We start from the raw sequence: 14,611 nt of genomic DNA, 5'->3' as shown, positions 1-14,611 counted from the left end.
CAAGGCTTTAGAAAAACAAAAGCTATGCCAGGGGATTTAATTCTTTTGTTTATACTGTGCCATGCGTTCCCGGACGGTTTCATCCTCGCTTCCGGCCTTTTCAAGGAAATTAAAGATCTTCCCTGCCACAAATTGGTTCGCATGCTGCAGCAAGCCGGAAAGGACCCTGCATGTTTCATCATCGTCAACGCTTTGCCTGTCAAAAAGGTCCAGGATATTGGTCAGGAAGGAGCCTTCGGCCGCGGCCAGGTTATTTGCCAGCCTTATTTTTACCTTTTCATCCAGGTCGGGCGCTTCTTTTAATTTGTCAATGATCCTGTTTTTCAGGCTATAGTTAAGCCCGGGTAACTTTTCCAGCAGGGCATGCTGCAGGGATGCCGAGGCCAGGTCTGCCGGATTAAGGGCTTTGATAGCCATGTTCGCCATTGAATAATCCTCATCTCTGATAAAGCCGAGAACGGTTTTCTGCAGCCCGGTACTGAGTCCTGTATATCCTTGCATCCGCTGAAGGGCCCAGGCCACGTCGCTCTTGTCGGGGCTTTCCAGGATCTTCTGAAGCAGGGGAGGGCTGAGCGCTTCTTCCGTCAGCCGGATGATTTCCTCCCGGGAAGGCCCGTACACGAAATGCCATAGCCGGTAGGTGGTATAAGCAGCTCCTTCCACGACGTATTCCTTCATTGCCGGGGCTGTGGGCGAGGTAACGGCATCGGCCGTGAAACCTGTCAGCTCATTCGTTCCGGAAGAGGGGAACGGGTCTCCGGAAGAAGGCACCAGTTCTTCGAACGTAAAATCCGCGAGCGGCGAGAGGGAATCTGCCAGCAACTTGTTCATCCGGTCATATTCGGCGTGGTTAAAGCGTTCATGGTCCGATTTACTCAGGAATTCCCCCGGGGGAAGCTCAATACCCAGGTAGCGGCCGGTAATGTTCCAGTAAAGCCAGACGTCCAGCATCCGGCATTTACCATCAAAGCAAACATTGGTATTTACTTTCCGGTAATAGGCAAGGGGGAATCCTTCCCGGGACCTGATCTGGAATAAGGTATCGTTGGGAATGGAGTCCTCTTGCAGCACGAGGTACTGATGCACGGTATCGGCCGGCAGCCGGAGCGTCGGTTCCAGGAAGAAACGCCTTTTCCCGGGATCGGCGGAACCGGACAACAGCAAAGCGGCCAGAAGCGCAACACTCGTGATCGTAACACTCGTGATCGCAATACTAGGCCGGTACGATCCCACCATGACTTTCAATTAGTTGCCGCAACTCTTTTAAGGGAACTTCCAGCGGACTGATGTTCTGAATGTTGGCCAGCGCTGCCGCTGCTCCCGCGGCCTGCCCCATGCCCATGCAAGAGGCCTGTACCCGAAGCGCGGAATTGGCCAGCCGGTCGCTGCTTAAACAGCGGCCGGCAACAATGAAGTTCCGGCTTTTTTTAGGTACCAGGGCCCGCAGGGGAACAGAAGCTACGACTCCCTCCTGAAGATGATCCGGAATTACGCCATGTGCGTCATGCAGGTCAATAGGGTAATAGGAATAAGAAACGGCATCATCGAAGAGCTTGCCGGTCACGTAATCTTCATGTGTGATCTTATAATGCCCGTCGATGCGGAAGGTTTCCCGCGTAGCGGTTTCGGTTTGCATATCCACCAATTTCGTTTTTTCGCAGCCCGGAAGCGTTCTTAGAAAACGTAAATGCCTGAGCAATGACTTCCTGCCGTGAATATTGGCCAGCGTATGGGTTTCTGAAGTAGTGGAATCAGCTCCCATGATATGCTGAATATTGTCTCCGCGGCTGCTGAGCAGGCCCATAATATTGCCGCGGAATTCTTCCCTGGTAAATTCACCCTTGTCCAGCGCTTCTTTATAACGCTGTTTGATCAACTCCTGGTCCAGCGTTTGAAGGTCGTAGCCGTCGAGTTTAAACATCAAAGTGCCAGGCTGTATTTCTTCCTCCCTCAATACATCGTATCCTGCCATGGCAGCCGGTAATGCATTCCCGGTACAGTCGATCAGCTGGTTACAGACAATGGTAGAATGAACCCCTTTGCCGACCGTTTCTATCTCCCAATTGTTCTTGCGGAAAGTGATCTTCAGCGGAGTTTCGTAATAACGGATGTCTACACCTGCTTCCAGGGCTTTCTCTTCCGCCAGCATCGCATATAAATGCCCGTTCAATCGCACCTGATGCCGCCAGTGCTGCCGGCCGTGAGGAATGGAAAAATTGGGCAGGGTATCATCGTTCAGCGCTACCGCTTCCTGCACGAGTTCCCATCCGATCCCGCCGATCACCTGTTTGCCCCAGGCAAAAAATATTCCGGGAAAGGAAACGCCGCCGATTGTGGTCGTTCCACCAAGCTGGCTTCCGCTTTCAATCAGTACTGTTTTCCGGCCTGCTCTTCCGGCCTGTATGGCTGCAATGGTGCCGGCTGTTCCGCCGCCAACTACCACGATATCGGTGGTCAGGATCTGTTTCCTGGTTTTATAGGGAGGCGCAAACGTTTCGCCCTTAGAAAGAGATGGAGCGGCTATTCCTACCGAAATAGCCCCCATCGATGTTAACATTTCTCTTCTCTTCATCTCAAATCTGTTAATATCCCGGGTTTTGATCAGTTGCGGGATCCATTGCATTATTAAAATTCAGTTCGTCAATAGGGATGGGCCAGAGGTAGTGAGCCTCAGCAATGCTCAGGCCTTTGTATTTCGAGATCATCTCCGCCGCTTTACCGGTGCGTTTCAGGTCCAGCCATCTTTTTCCTTCAAACTGGAATTCATAAGCTCTTTCCTGGAGTACCAGTTCGATGAATGTTTCGGCGTTGTAATCGGCAATGTTGAAATCTACCGGCGACGCACTTTCCGGATCGTAACCGTAGGCGCGCCGGTGTACCTTGTTGAGGGCTTCCACCGCTGCCGGGGTAGGGCCTCCGGATACCCTGCTTTCCGCTTCCGCGAACAACAGCAGCACTTCTGCGTAGCGGTAAATGGGAAGGTCGTTTCCGGAACCGTCATTGCTCACCGCCTTCTGATCAACATACTTTTTGCTGACCAGGGTAGTAGGGCTTATTCCGAAATCAATCTGATCCCATAATTGCTTCCTGATATCATTATCATCCCATTCTATGAAAAACGGATTGCTGGCATCGCTGTAATGCGCATAAGCGCCTCCGTAGTTGTACAAACCCGTACTCGGATGGTTCAGTATCCACAGAATATAATTCCCCTGGCCCTGTTCGCGGGAGAATTTCATGTAAAAGACTTCTTCCGTGCTGGTAACGATCTCGGGTCCGAAGATATCCTGCTGAAAATCCTCAAAGGAACTCACAGGGACAAGAGCGAATTTGCCGGACTGGATCACCTCGTCCGCTTTATCACGGGCTTCCTCGTACCGGCCTAAGGTCAGGTAAACATCCGCCAGCAGCGTTTTCGCTACAACCTTAGAGGGGCGTCCGACGTGTTTCGGCTCGTCCGGCAAGCCGGCTTCCGCCTCCGCCAGATCTGCAAGGATCAATTCATATACCGCTTCTGCCGAACTTCTTTCTACGTCCGTTTCCTCCAGGTTCTCTTCTGTTCTCAGAGGAACCCCGCCCCAGTTTCTTACCAGGTCAAAATAAGCCCATGCGCGCAGAAATTTTGCTTCGGCTATATTTTGAGCCAGGTCTTCCGGGCTGATACTGGTAGCAGCGGGTGCGTGCGCAATTACCAGGTTGGCGTTCCGGATACCGAGGTAAAAACTTCGCCAGCGGCCTCCCGCGGTGTTGATATTGGTTGTATTCAGGCCGGCAAAATCATTGTACTGCGCCCGGCTGCCCCTGCCGTAGCCCCAGTCGGTATGTGCATCCAGGATACAGATCTGTTCCGCCCGGACCGATCGGAGGGGGACATAGATCGCATTGACGGCCGTTTCCAACTCTTCGGCAGTATTATAGAAATTCTCGATCGCAACAGCTTTCGGATTTTCTTCAAGTAAATTCTCACAGGAAGAAAACATTAAAAGCAGCGAAAGAAATATAGCTGGTTTTTTCATGATTCATTTTTTAAGTGTACGGTAAACGATAACGGCCTAGAACCCTGCCCGCAGGCCAATGGTGAAGGTTTTCGCTACCGGGTAACTGTAATGGTCGATTCCCTGCTGGGTGCCTGCGCCGCGGGAGTTCACTTCGGGGTCCCACCAGGAATAATTGGTCAGGGTCAGCAGGTTCTGGCCGCTTATATAAATCTGCGCGCTATTCAGCCATTTTACCCCCAGGTCATTCATCGGGAAGTTATAGGCCAGCTGAACGTTTTTCAGGCGCAGGAAGGAGCCGTCTTCTACCCACCTGTCCGAAACCCTGACGGAATAATTCCGGCTGATAACCGGATACTTTGCATCGGTGTTTCCGGGAGTCCAGTGGTCAAGGAATACCTCTCTTGGCATATTGAGTCCCTGACCGTAATCCATGGTGCTGGGAATGGAACTCACATTGAAAACGTCATTTCCCTGGGTTCCCTGGACAAAAATGGATAGCTGGAAATTTTTATAGGACATATCGGAGGTCAGCCCGTAAATAAAATCCGGGTTCGGATTCCCGATATAGGTTTTATCATCATTCGATATAGCGCCGTCTCCGTTCAGGTCCTGGTAGGTTATTTTGCCGTTTTCGTCATATCCTTCTTCTTTATATCCCCAGAACTGCCCCACGGACCTCCCTTCGCGTAAAATGGAGAAATTATCGCCTACCACCAGCACATTGATGAAATTGCCCAGAATATCTTCCCCGTTGTGAAGTTTTACTACTTCGTTCTTATTGAAGGAAATATTTCCGAACAAATCCCATTTAAAATCACCGGTCATGGCCTTTGCATCAATGCCCAGTTCTATTCCGCGGTTCTGCATTTTACCTACGTTCTGAATCGTGGTGGTGAAGCCCATGGAACTCGGCAGCCGTACGGTGTTCAGCAGGTCCCGGGTGTTTTTGACGTAATAATCGGCTGTCAGGTACAGGCGGTTCTTGAATAAGCCTAAATCGACCCCGACGTCAAACTGCTCGGTTGTTTCCCATTTAAGCTCGCCGGGTAATTCCGTGCCGGGAGCAAACGTATTGTACATCTGGTCGCCAAAAATGGTGTTACCTGCGCTAAGGTTATTGAGCGTCGCGTAAGGATCAATCGCCTGGCTGCCTGTCAGCCCCCAGCTGGTTCTGACTTTCAGCTCGGAGATCTGCGGGTGATCCTTTAAGAAGTTTTCTTCAGAAGCCCTCCAGGCAAAGGCGCCTGAGGGGAAATAGCCCCATTTGTTGCCTTCGCTGAAACGGGAAGAACCATCGGAGCGGAAGCTGACTGTGAACAGGTATTTGCTGTCCAGCGTATAATTTAACCTGGCTAAATAGGAGAGCAGCACCGATTTGGAATAACCGGAACGAGGTATGCCGGGAGTTTGGGAGGCGCCGATATTATGCGTTTCAAAGGCGTCAGAAAGAAACCCCACCCCGCTGGCTTCCAGGGAAGTATTGACAAAGTCCTGATAAGTAAACCCGGCCATTGCCGAGAAATCATGCCTGTCGTTAAAGGTCTTTGTATAACTGATAATGTTCTCGCTCAGCAGGCTGGTAAATTGTTTAGTATTGATATTTGCCCTGCCGGTAGAATTATAGAAATTTCTGGTTGTATAACTATCCGTCCGCTCATCCCTGTTTTCAACACCCCCGGAAATCTTAATAGTCAGTTCCTTGACCGGGTTATAGATCAAGGCAGCATTGGCCAGAACTACATTGGCTTTTATTTCACCATGCTGTTCATTAAGGAAGTTAAGCGGGTTGACCAGGTCAACCGGTATGAAGGGATATTCTTCCGACAGCACCGTATAGGAGCCGTCTTCTTCATAGGGTTCCAGGATGGGCGGCGCCGAAATAGCTGCTCCGATCATGGAATTTCCGCGGGACCCGCCGCCGTTATCTTTCCGCTCCGTTTTTAGTTTGGACATGGTGCTGGAAAGGGTTACCCGGAACTTATCGCTGACCTGGTGATTTACATTGGCGCGAAGGGAATAGCGATTGTAGTCGCTCCCTTTAACAATCCCTTCCTGTCCGAAAACGCTGCCTGAAAGGGCGAATTGGGTCTTTTGATTGCCGCCCCGGACATTTAAAGAAGTCGTTCTCATCGGGGCGGTTTGAAATACAAGGTCCTGCCAGTCAAATCCTTCGCCCAGCCCATTTATTTCTTCCTGGGAAAAGTAAGGAGCTATATTGTCATTTTCCGCTTGTTCATTTGCCAGGAGGGCATATTCCCTGGCATTCATCAATTCCAGTTTATTCCGGATGCGCTGGCTGCTATAACTGGTCTCGAAATCTACCATTGTCTTCCCGGCCCGTCCCTGTTTTGTGGTAATCAGTACGACGCCGTTCGCACCCCTGGAGCCATAAATGGCAGTGGCGGATGCGTCTTTGAGGATCTCTATACTTTCAATATCTGAATTGTTAAGCAGCGTGGGATTGCTGCCTGAAACCGGAAAGCCGTCGACTACGTAAAGCGGTTCATTTTCCCCCTGGATGGAATTCTGCCCCCTTATACGGACATTGGGGCCCGACCCCGGAGCGCCGGTAGTTTGTAAGACCTGCACGCCTGCTGCCCTGCCGGACAAAGCCTGCAGTACGTTAGCGGAAGGGTAAGCATTAATTTCTTCAGCTTTTACCTGTGAAACGGAACCGGTAAGGTCGCTTTTCTTTTGCGTCCCGTACCCGATCACGACCACCTGGTCAAGCCCCACAATATCCTGCCGCAATGTTACATTAACCTCGGTTTGGCCGTTAAGAGGTACTTCCCTGCCCAGGTATCCGATAAAGGTGAACACCAGTACGCGTTCTTCGTTTTCCGCTTCGGGAACCTCCAGGTTGTAGGCACCGTCGGGGCCGGTAGTCGCGCCCGAGTTCCCGCCTTTCAGCGTAACGTTTACCCCGGGAAGCGGTTCGCCGGTTTCCGCATCGGTTACTGTTCCGCTTACCGTGTATTCCTGCAGTTCCAATATCATGGAAAGGGGTTCAGGCGTGTCGCGGTCATTCATGATCACAATATGTTCGCCCACCACTTCATAGGTGAGCCCTGCCGGAAGCAACAGGCGTTTCAGCGCTGTCCTGACGCGTGCGCTTTTGATCTCCAGGCTGACTTCCTTTTTGCTGTTGATCTTGGAACTGAAGAGAAATTCTACCCCTGTTTTCTCCCTGATTTGTTCCAGCACTTCGGCAAGCGAAGCGTTTTCTATGGAAATGCTTATTTTCCTGTCCAATATTCCCTGGGCTTTTCCTGTACTGGAATGCACCATCTGCAGGGAGAGGAGGGTAATCATCAGGGCAACGAAGGATCCTCGCATGATAAGAGGAATTGATTGATCAAGAAATCTGATAAAAATCATACATTTGAATGTTTTATAAACGTTTCACAATAGCCCCTTTTGTGCAGGTTGGCGCTCGCACGGGGGGCTTTTTTACATCCTTACTGTAAAGTATTAAGGTCTGCCTGCTTAGGTTGGTGAGGGTACTTGTATCATCATTATTAATCTAGGTTATATTAATTTTAATTTATTTTTTCCCGCATCCCTGGCCGTCGATAAAGACCGTTCCGTCTTTGATCCTGAACCGTGCCTCAATGGACTTACATATGGCTTCAATGGTCAGGCTGGCCGCCTGGCTCCGGTCAAAGCGGCCGGTTATTTTACAATGCCTGATCGCGGAGTTTTCCATTTTTATTTTCAATCCGAAGGCGCGTTCCAATTGAGCAGCAACCTCGGACATGGGGGTTTGCCTGAAAAGCAGCTTTCCATCTTTCCAGGCGGTATACTGTTCCGTACTTTGGATGGTCTTCTTGTTTAGCTGTTTTTCATCCGGGGTATAAGTCGCCATTTGCTTGCTTGTTAGCAGCACTTTGTCGTTCTGCCCCGAAGGCGCGCTTACTTCTACCTGTCCCGTAACTACCACGACGCGCATTTCTTTTTCCCCCTTGTAAGCCTGCACATTGAAACTTGTCCCCAGTACCCGGGTTTTCATTCCGCCGGTGTGAATAATAAAAGGCCGGGAAGCATCCGGGGCAACCTGGAAGAAAGCCTCTCCTTCCAGAAAAACTTCTCTTGGTCCGGCGGTGAATTCTTCAGAATGCTGCAGGGAGCTTCCCTTGTTCAACCAGACCACGGAGCCGTCGCTCAACCGGAGTTCTTTTATATCTTCACCGGTTGTGGCCTCAACAATATATTCGTTGGGAGCTACCTTGTCTGCGGGGCGGTTTATATAAAACAGGAAGGATAATCCGCAGAGCAGGACCAAAGCTGCGGCAATACGGGGAAAAGTTAATTTGAAGGGTATGCTGCGGCCTTTCCCGCGCCGCTTATTTTCTTCCCTTTTCATTATTGAATGCCGGACATCCTCATACAGGCCGGCAAGGTATTCTTTTTGTTCCTGCCCGCGTTTCCCCGACCATTTCTCCTCATCGTTGTTCAGCTGTTCGAGCCAGGCATGGATCCGCTCTGTTTCTTCCGGCGTACTCTTGCCCTGAAGATATTTTTCGAATAATGCCTCTGTGTTTCGCTGATCCATATTTTAACTTCCGTTATAAGGTAAGTCGAATAAGCTACCCGGGAGGTACTATAGGAAAATGAAATTTTTCGCAATTTTTTGGATGGCGGGTTTTAACTTCCGCAAAGCAGCGCTTAATTGATTCTTAACGGTCTGGTCGGAAAGGTTTAGTTCCCGGGCAATTTCTCTGACGGAGAGCTGTCGCTGCCGGCTAAGGCGGAAAATTTCCCGCGTCCTTGGCGGAAGCTTATCTATTTCCGACTCCGCAATCTTACTGAGGTCCCGGAATAAAATGTCATCATGGGTGGAATCATCCGTTTCTAAATCCAGGAGGTTAATGACCGCTGCATAATAATCCCTGCGGGCGTTTTTTCGGATATGATCAATAATGCGGTAGCGGGCGGCTGAAAAGAGGTAGGATTTGAACGAACTATTGATGTGGATCCGTTCGCGTTTGTCCCAGAATTCAACGAAAAGGTCATGCACAAGATCTCTTGCTTCTTCCAGTGAAGAAAGTTTTTTTGAACCATACCAGATCAGATCGGCGGCATAACGGTCATAGATCATGGCAAAGGCGGTCTGGTCGCCGTTCTTCAGCCGTTCCAGTAATTGCTCATCAGAGAAGGGATTTTCATTTGTCGTTTTCACCGCCATCGTTCGTTTTCACCGCCGTCATTCTAAATCACTATTGTCAAATTTAAGACTTTCCGCTTTGTATCCTCTTAATCGTTTATGATATTTGAAAGATTGCGAATAAATACCCCGCAACTATGAAATTCCATTCTGCGAAAAGCCCGCTTTTTGGCATTGCCTTCCTGGGCACGGCCTTTACTCTTTTAATAATCGTCTTTTTTGATGTGATTAAGGACGCAAGCCTGGATTTTAATGCTGGCCGGATTTTTATCCTCCTGATTGCCGCTTTTTTTCTTTGGTTCTGGTTTGGGACATATTACCTTATAAGAGACGGTAAACTAATCTACAGGTCAGGTCCGATAAGCGGGTCCGTAAAGATCAGCGAAATACATATGCTGATCAAAAACAAAACACTTTGGAATGGGATGAAGCCTGCACTAGCTACCCGTGGGATCATTGTTAAGTACAATAAGTATGACGAGGTTTATATTTCGCCCCGAAACAAGGATTTGTTTGTGGAAGAGATACTTAAAATAAACAACAAGGTTACCGTGATATGCTTGGACTGAAATTATTGACCGATCCCCGCTGGGCCAACATAGCGGAAGCGAATTTGGCCGAAATCCTTACTGACCATGCCTGGTGTGAACAGAAAGCAGCGTCGAATGCTATTACCCTGATCATTAATAATCCGGAAAAGGAAGAACTGGTGCATGAACTTACGGCCATTGCGATTGAAGAGATGCAGCATTTTCAGATGGTCATTGAAATTATTAAGAAACGGGGATATACGCTTGGTCCGGAACGAAAGGATGATTATGTAAACCAGCTGATGAAATTCAGCAGGAAAGGGGAAGGGCGTCATGCCGCATTCATTGATCGCTTGCTTTTTGCGGCGATGATCGAAGCGCGGAGCTGCGAGCGTTTCCGGGTATTGTTCCAAAATATCCGCGACAAGGAACTGGCGGAATTTTATCGTGAACTGATGATATCCGAAGCCAATCATTATACCACATTCCTGAATTTTGCACGCAAGTTTGCGATTGACCTGGACGTGGAGCAGCGATGGAAGGAATGGCTGGAGTTTGAAGGAAAATTAATCCTGTCTTACGGAAAAACCGAAAAAATCCACGGGTGATCTGAAATGCTTTATATACATGACTTATCATAAGAAATGCCTGCTGATTGCTTGCCTGACGGCTTGTGCTTCTCTTGTTCCTATCGGGAGCAAGGCACAGGATCCCGCATTGAATAACCGTTGGATCCGGCCCGCGGAAAAAAATGATCCGGCTGTCTGGGGAATTCGCAATGGCATTGTATTCGGCCTCTGGCCTTATGGCATTGAAACGGGAAGCGAAGAAACAGGAGGTGGCCCCAGGGGCTGATAAGGCTGGGTTATGAATTCCAGGGGCAGGTTTATATGATCAATTTTATAGCTATTGAGCCTGTGGTGGCCGGTAAAACGGAGTTCAGTGAGATTTCGCCCTCGCGGGTGGACGGAAAATGGGGTAAGTTTCTTTGGGCAGGAGATAATGAAAAGGTGCCTCCTTATCATCCTTCAGCGATAAGCAAGGGTGTGATTAGTCATCCTGATGCCGCGAATCCGGAGGTGGAGCAGCTTTCCCTTTACCTGTTTATGGAACAATTCCTAAATGGCGCACATCCCTATCTTAAAATCTCTATCCGCAGTGACCGCCCGGAGGAGATCGGCTTCGAGATATTCCACCACGACAATAGCGCGGAGATGGAGCGCTGTGCGCTGACGGCTACCATGGGCAATTATTCCCGGCTGCGCCTTTTGTATTTGAAAGACAGCATCATCAATGCCCGCGAGCTTTACAGCGATTATAAGGACATTCATTTCGTGGAAAAAGAAGCTTACCCGGCAACTGAGTTCCTGAAAGACGAGAACGGAGATCTTATCGTAATGGCTGCCACGGATGAATCTTTTGCCGAACTCGCTTCCTGGCCGCAGGAACCTGCTTATTTTTCCCGCCGGAACTGGCGTTATCGTCCATTCTTTAAACTAACCCAATATTGGCGCAAGGAAAGTTCCCGGTTTGACCCTTCCCTGCACGCGCGCGTAAACGGAAGAACCTATTACTGGAGCGGTGGCAGCGGGGATAAAAGCAGGTATGTGGAAATTCCCGGAGGGGCGGCGTTTGAGAATTTTGAGCTGAGGGAAAACTATTACCCCGGACAAAAGTTCTATTTTGGTATCTCCCGGAAAACGCCGGAGGAGATCGTACCTGAGCTGTCTTCAGGAAGGAGGGAGCCGGGGCGGGAAGGCAAACCTTTAAAATAAGCAGGCTTGCTGTGAATTAATTTTGTTTACGGATTTAATTATTGAAAGATGGAATTCGGAATCGGGATGTTTGGGGATTTGGCTTATAGCGGGCAGTCCGGCAAATTTCGCCCTGCGGAGCAGCGGCTGGCGGAAATGGTGGAAGAAATTAAGCTGGCTGATCAGCTTGGCCTGGATGTGGTGGCATTGGGTGAACATCACCGCGCGGATTATGCCATTGCTTCCACCGAAGTGATGCTGGCGGCGCTCGCGAGTGTTACAAAGAATATAAAGCTCGCCAGCGGTGTGACGGTATTGAGTTCGGCAGACCCGGTAAAGGTGTACCAGGACTACGCTACGCTTGATCTTCTTTCATCCGGCCGTGCGGAGATCATTGCCGGCCGCGGTAGCTTTATCGAATCCTTTCCCTTATATGGTTATCGCCTGGAAGATTACGACGCGTTATTTTCCGAGAAGCTGGAATTGCTATTAACTGTTAACCGCGATAAAACAGTAAGCTGGCGGGGAAAATTCAGGCAAGCACTGCAGGAACAGGAAATTTATCCAAGAGCGTTGGGCGGCCGCCAAATACCAGTTTGGATCGCCGTTGGCGGAACACCGGCTTCGATACGCCGGGCAGGTATTCTTGGACTACCCATGATGCTGGCCATTATTGGCGGTACCCCGGCCCAGTTCGGGGATCATGTAGAATACTACCGGAAAATATATACCGATAGCGGGCATTCGCTTGATAACCTGCAACTCGGCGTTCATTCACATACCTTTGTCGCGGCTTCCGGTTCCTCACTGCTATCTGATTATTTTCCTTCCTACGCCGCCCAGATGGACCGGGTAGGGCGTTCCCGGGGGTGGCCTCCTTATTCCCGTTCGCAGTTCGAAGCCGGGGTCAGTTCTCATGGCGCCTTGTTTATGGGAGAACCGAAGGAAGTAGCGGATAAAATAATCAAAGTCAGTAAGATGTTTGGCCTTACCCGCTTTATTGCACATATGGACGTAGGGGACCCGGGCCACGAGGCTATGAAGGAGTCAATAGCGCTTTTCGCAAACGAAGTGGTACCAGCTGTAAAAAAGGCGCTTCAGGGATCGTAACATTGCACTGTCGTAACATAGTGCTAAGGTAAAAGAGGTACTTTTTCTTCTTCCATATTGCTGCGTAGTTGCCTGAGCGCCCGGTATACAAGCGTTCTGGCGGTCGCGATGGAAATATCCATTATTTCGGCTGTTTCCTGGTAAGACAGTTCAAGCGTGAACCGGAGATAAAGCACTTCCCGCTGGCGCGCAGGAAGCTTTTGTATTTCTTTCGAAAGCAATTCCAGCAGCTCCCTTTCTTTTTCGTCCCGTATCATACTGGCTTCCTTGTTCCCGTCCAGGAGAAAGTCAAGATCTGCATGTTGCTCTCCGAGTGTTTCCTGCTGGCTGGTCTTCTTCAGCAGTAAAGCTAATTTCCGGCGCAAAGAAGAATAGAGGTAGGCGGTTATGTTTACTTGGGGGTTGAGATTGGACCGGTACCGGTAAAGATCAATGAACAGGTCATGAATTGCGTCTTTTATTGTTTCTCGCTCGTTACAATAGTTGCTTCCAAAAGAAAATAACTGATCAATATAACGATCGTAAAGCATGCGAAAGGCAGCCTCCTTTCCGGCAATGAAGTTATGCCAATAGCTTTGCTCATCTGCCATGATCGTCACTTTATTTATCCCTTCTGTACCGCTGTCGCCGGGCCTTGGAAATTAGTTTCGAATTTACGAATTTGAAAGTGAAATCAAATCGGAAATAAGCAAAAGAAGCATTTTGAAAGCAGTTTCCAGAGACATCCTTATATTAGGCCGGTTAAACCTATAATAGCATATGAAACTTAATTCCTTCCTTTATCTCTTCGCTTTCCTCCTTAGTGGCTGTGGAGCGATCAATGGCCAGAGAACCGGCCAAAACGCCTATCCAAAATTAAGCCCTTCGGCGGAAATGCCCATATTGGCCTGGTATAGCATTCCGGCGGAAGAAACCAGCGCGGCGCGCTTCAGGGAATTGAAAGAGACTGGTATAAATCACTCTTTTACCAATTATCCCAATGCGGAAGCTGTACAAAAGGCGCTGGATGCCGCGAAAAAAGCCGGGGTGAAGCTGATCATCGCCTGTCCTGAATTACGGACGGAAACTGCAGCGACCGTAAAGCGTTTTATGAAGCATCCTGCGCTGGCAGGCTATTACCTGCGTGACGAGCCTTCCGCAGGTGAATTTGCAGATCTGGGCGCATGGGCCCGCGAAATACAGAAAGTTGACAGGGAGCATTTTTGTTATCTGAATCTTTTGCCCACGTACGCCAGTCTGGAGCAGTTGCAAGCCAGCAGCTACCGGGACTACGTTCACCGGTATATAGAAGAAGTTCCCACCCAGGTGCTTTCATTCGATCATTACCCGGTCGTAGAAGATGAAACCGGCTACCATCTGCGTGATAATTATTATGAGAACCTGGAGATTTTTTCGGATGAAGCCAGGAAGGCGGGTAAGCCTTTCTGGGCATTTTCGCTGGCTGTTGCCCATGATCCTTATCCCATCCCCGATGTTGCCCAAATGCGCCTTCAGCAGTTCAGTAACCTGGCATACGGTGCCCAGGGACTGCAATATTTTACATACTGGACCCCGGGAAAGAACCCAAACTGGAATTTCCATCACGGGCCTATCGGGCTTGACGGCAAACGCACCGATGTTTATGATAAGATAACTGCCCTGAATCAGGAAATAATTGCATTAACGCCCGTATTCCTCGGCGCAGAACTAATTCAGGCAGGCCATATAGGTAATCAAATCCCGTCGCACACCAACCGTTTATCTGCTTTGCCTGCTAACGTTAGCCGCCTGGAAGTGATTGACAAGATAAATAAAACAGGGTCCGGAAGGGGACCGCAGTCTGAAGGCGCATTGGTTTCGGAACTGCGAAATGGTTTGCACCGTTACCTGGTAATCGTTAACCGCGATTTTCGGGAACGCCTGGCCCTGGGATTGTCGTTTGAAGGAGAAGTAAAACGGGTTATGAAGGACGGCAGCCTGGCGCCCGCTTCTCTTTATTCCGAAAAGCAGCTTATAGCCCCGGGAGACGTACTGATTTACCAGCTTGAATAATCCCGTGGAATGCTGTCCAATTTT

General features: G+C 49.5%; 13 protein-coding genes. 6 read left to right on the top strand and 7 right to left on the bottom strand.

Annotation, left to right across the window (positions count from 1 at the left end; genetic code table 11):
* Window positions 1–36 precede the first annotated feature (36 nt).
* The 6 genes from FRZ59_RS14585 to FRZ59_RS14560 form a co-directional block, all read right to left on the bottom strand.
* On the bottom strand, window positions 37–1,236 hold the full coding sequence (locus FRZ59_RS14585; protein ID WP_132128548.1) for a hypothetical protein: 1,200 nt from the start codon (window positions 1,234–1,236) through the stop codon (window positions 37–39).
* Entirely contained in the window at window positions 1,214–2,572 is a 1,359-nt protein-coding gene (locus FRZ59_RS14580) for an FAD-dependent oxidoreductase (protein ID WP_132128547.1), read from the bottom strand. The genes FRZ59_RS14585 and FRZ59_RS14580 overlap by 23 nt, the downstream gene beginning before the upstream one ends.
* Window positions 2,573–2,582: 10 nt before the next feature.
* Window positions 2,583–4,016: a RagB/SusD family nutrient uptake outer membrane protein gene (locus FRZ59_RS14575; RefSeq protein WP_132128546.1), complete on the bottom strand. Its 1,434-nt coding sequence runs from the start codon at window positions 4,014–4,016 to the stop codon at window positions 2,583–2,585.
* Window positions 4,017–4,052: 36 nt separating this feature from the next.
* A complete protein-coding gene (locus FRZ59_RS14570; RefSeq protein WP_132128545.1) occupies window positions 4,053–7,334 on the bottom strand; it encodes a TonB-dependent receptor in 3,282 nt (1,093 codons plus the stop codon).
* Window positions 7,335–7,542: 208 nt separating this feature from the next.
* Window positions 7,543–8,550, bottom strand: a complete 1,008-nt coding sequence (locus FRZ59_RS14565; protein ID WP_132128544.1) for a FecR family protein — start codon at window positions 8,548–8,550, stop codon at window positions 7,543–7,545.
* Window positions 8,551–8,598: 48 nt separating this feature from the next.
* The gene (locus tag FRZ59_RS14560; protein WP_158640643.1) at window positions 8,599–9,177 is read right to left on the bottom strand and encodes an RNA polymerase sigma factor; all 579 of its coding nucleotides are present in this window, start codon (window positions 9,175–9,177) and stop codon (window positions 8,599–8,601) included.
* A 122-nt stretch (window positions 9,178–9,299) separates the two neighbouring features.
* Here FRZ59_RS14560 and FRZ59_RS14555 point away from each other — a divergent pair, with 122 nt between their 5' ends.
* The 5 genes from FRZ59_RS14555 to FRZ59_RS14535 are packed head-to-tail and all read left to right on the top strand — an operon-like array spanning window position 9,300 to window position 12,556.
* Window positions 9,300–9,731 carry a PH domain-containing protein gene (locus FRZ59_RS14555; RefSeq protein WP_132128542.1) on the top strand — a complete coding sequence of 144 codons (432 nt, stop codon included), beginning with the start codon at window positions 9,300–9,302 and terminating at the stop codon, window positions 9,729–9,731.
* Complete coding sequence (locus tag FRZ59_RS14550; RefSeq protein WP_132128541.1) at window positions 9,719–10,300, top strand: MiaE family protein; 582 nt, start codon at window positions 9,719–9,721, stop codon at window positions 10,298–10,300. The genes FRZ59_RS14555 and FRZ59_RS14550 overlap by 13 nt, the downstream gene beginning before the upstream one ends.
* Window positions 10,301–10,319: 19 nt before the next feature.
* A complete protein-coding gene (locus FRZ59_RS14545) occupies window positions 10,320–10,547 on the top strand; it encodes a hypothetical protein (RefSeq protein ID WP_147698352.1) in 228 nt (75 codons plus the stop codon).
* 35 nt (window positions 10,548–10,582) lie between these two features.
* Window positions 10,583–11,467 carry a hypothetical protein gene (locus FRZ59_RS14540; protein ID WP_147698351.1) on the top strand — a complete coding sequence of 295 codons (885 nt, stop codon included), beginning with the start codon at window positions 10,583–10,585 and terminating at the stop codon, window positions 11,465–11,467.
* Window positions 11,468–11,515: 48 nt separating this feature from the next.
* Window positions 11,516–12,556: an LLM class flavin-dependent oxidoreductase gene (locus tag FRZ59_RS14535; RefSeq protein ID WP_132128539.1), complete on the top strand. Its 1,041-nt coding sequence runs from the start codon at window positions 11,516–11,518 to the stop codon at window positions 12,554–12,556.
* Between the two features lie 23 nt (window positions 12,557–12,579).
* On the opposite strand, the gene FRZ59_RS14530 is transcribed toward FRZ59_RS14535, so the two are convergent.
* Window positions 12,580–13,146 (bottom strand): RNA polymerase sigma factor, encoded by a 567-nt coding sequence (locus FRZ59_RS14530; protein WP_132128538.1) that lies wholly within the window; start codon window positions 13,144–13,146, stop codon window positions 12,580–12,582.
* 169 nt (window positions 13,147–13,315) lie between these two features.
* Here FRZ59_RS14530 and FRZ59_RS14525 point away from each other — a divergent pair, with 169 nt between their 5' ends.
* Window positions 13,316–14,587, top strand: a complete 1,272-nt coding sequence (locus tag FRZ59_RS14525) for a hypothetical protein (RefSeq protein ID WP_207910244.1) — start codon at window positions 13,316–13,318, stop codon at window positions 14,585–14,587.
* The last annotated feature ends 24 nt before the right edge of the window (window positions 14,588–14,611 follow it).

It is taken from the genome of Anseongella ginsenosidimutans (assembly GCF_008033235.1).
In the GTDB taxonomy this organism is placed as follows: Bacteria; Bacteroidota; Bacteroidia; order Sphingobacteriales; family Sphingobacteriaceae; genus Anseongella; species Anseongella ginsenosidimutans.
Note: the sequence above shows the minus strand (reverse complement) of the source record. Positions and strands in the feature narration are given on the sequence as shown.

Excerpts from the sequence above, each read along its gene's own strand:
- FRZ59_RS14570 (WP_132128545.1), bottom strand. The coding sequence starts at position 7,334 with ATGCGAGGATCCTTCGTTGCCCTGATGATTACCCTCCTCTCCCTGCAG.
- FRZ59_RS14575 (WP_132128546.1), bottom strand. The coding sequence starts at position 4,016 with ATGAAAAAACCAGCTATATTTCTTTCGCTGCTTTTAATGTTTTCTTCC.
- FRZ59_RS14550 (WP_132128541.1), top strand. The coding sequence starts at position 9,719 with ATGCTTGGACTGAAATTATTGACCGATCCCCGCTGGGCCAACATAGCG.
- FRZ59_RS14525 (WP_207910244.1), top strand. The coding sequence starts at position 13,316 with ATGAAACTTAATTCCTTCCTTTATCTCTTCGCTTTCCTCCTTAGTGGC.
- FRZ59_RS14535 (WP_132128539.1), top strand. The coding sequence starts at position 11,516 with ATGGAATTCGGAATCGGGATGTTTGGGGATTTGGCTTATAGCGGGCAG.
- FRZ59_RS14555 (WP_132128542.1), top strand. The coding sequence starts at position 9,300 with ATGAAATTCCATTCTGCGAAAAGCCCGCTTTTTGGCATTGCCTTCCTG.
- FRZ59_RS14585 (WP_132128548.1), bottom strand. The coding sequence starts at position 1,236 with ATGGTGGGATCGTACCGGCCTAGTATTGCGATCACGAGTGTTACGATC.
- FRZ59_RS14580 (WP_132128547.1), bottom strand. The coding sequence starts at position 2,572 with ATGAAGAGAAGAGAAATGTTAACATCGATGGGGGCTATTTCGGTAGGA.
- FRZ59_RS14540 (WP_147698351.1), top strand. The coding sequence starts at position 10,583 with ATGATCAATTTTATAGCTATTGAGCCTGTGGTGGCCGGTAAAACGGAG.
- FRZ59_RS14565 (WP_132128544.1), bottom strand. The coding sequence starts at position 8,550 with ATGGATCAGCGAAACACAGAGGCATTATTCGAAAAATATCTTCAGGGC.
- FRZ59_RS14545 (WP_147698352.1), top strand. The coding sequence starts at position 10,320 with ATGACTTATCATAAGAAATGCCTGCTGATTGCTTGCCTGACGGCTTGT.
- FRZ59_RS14530 (WP_132128538.1), bottom strand. The coding sequence starts at position 13,146 with ATGGCAGATGAGCAAAGCTATTGGCATAACTTCATTGCCGGAAAGGAG.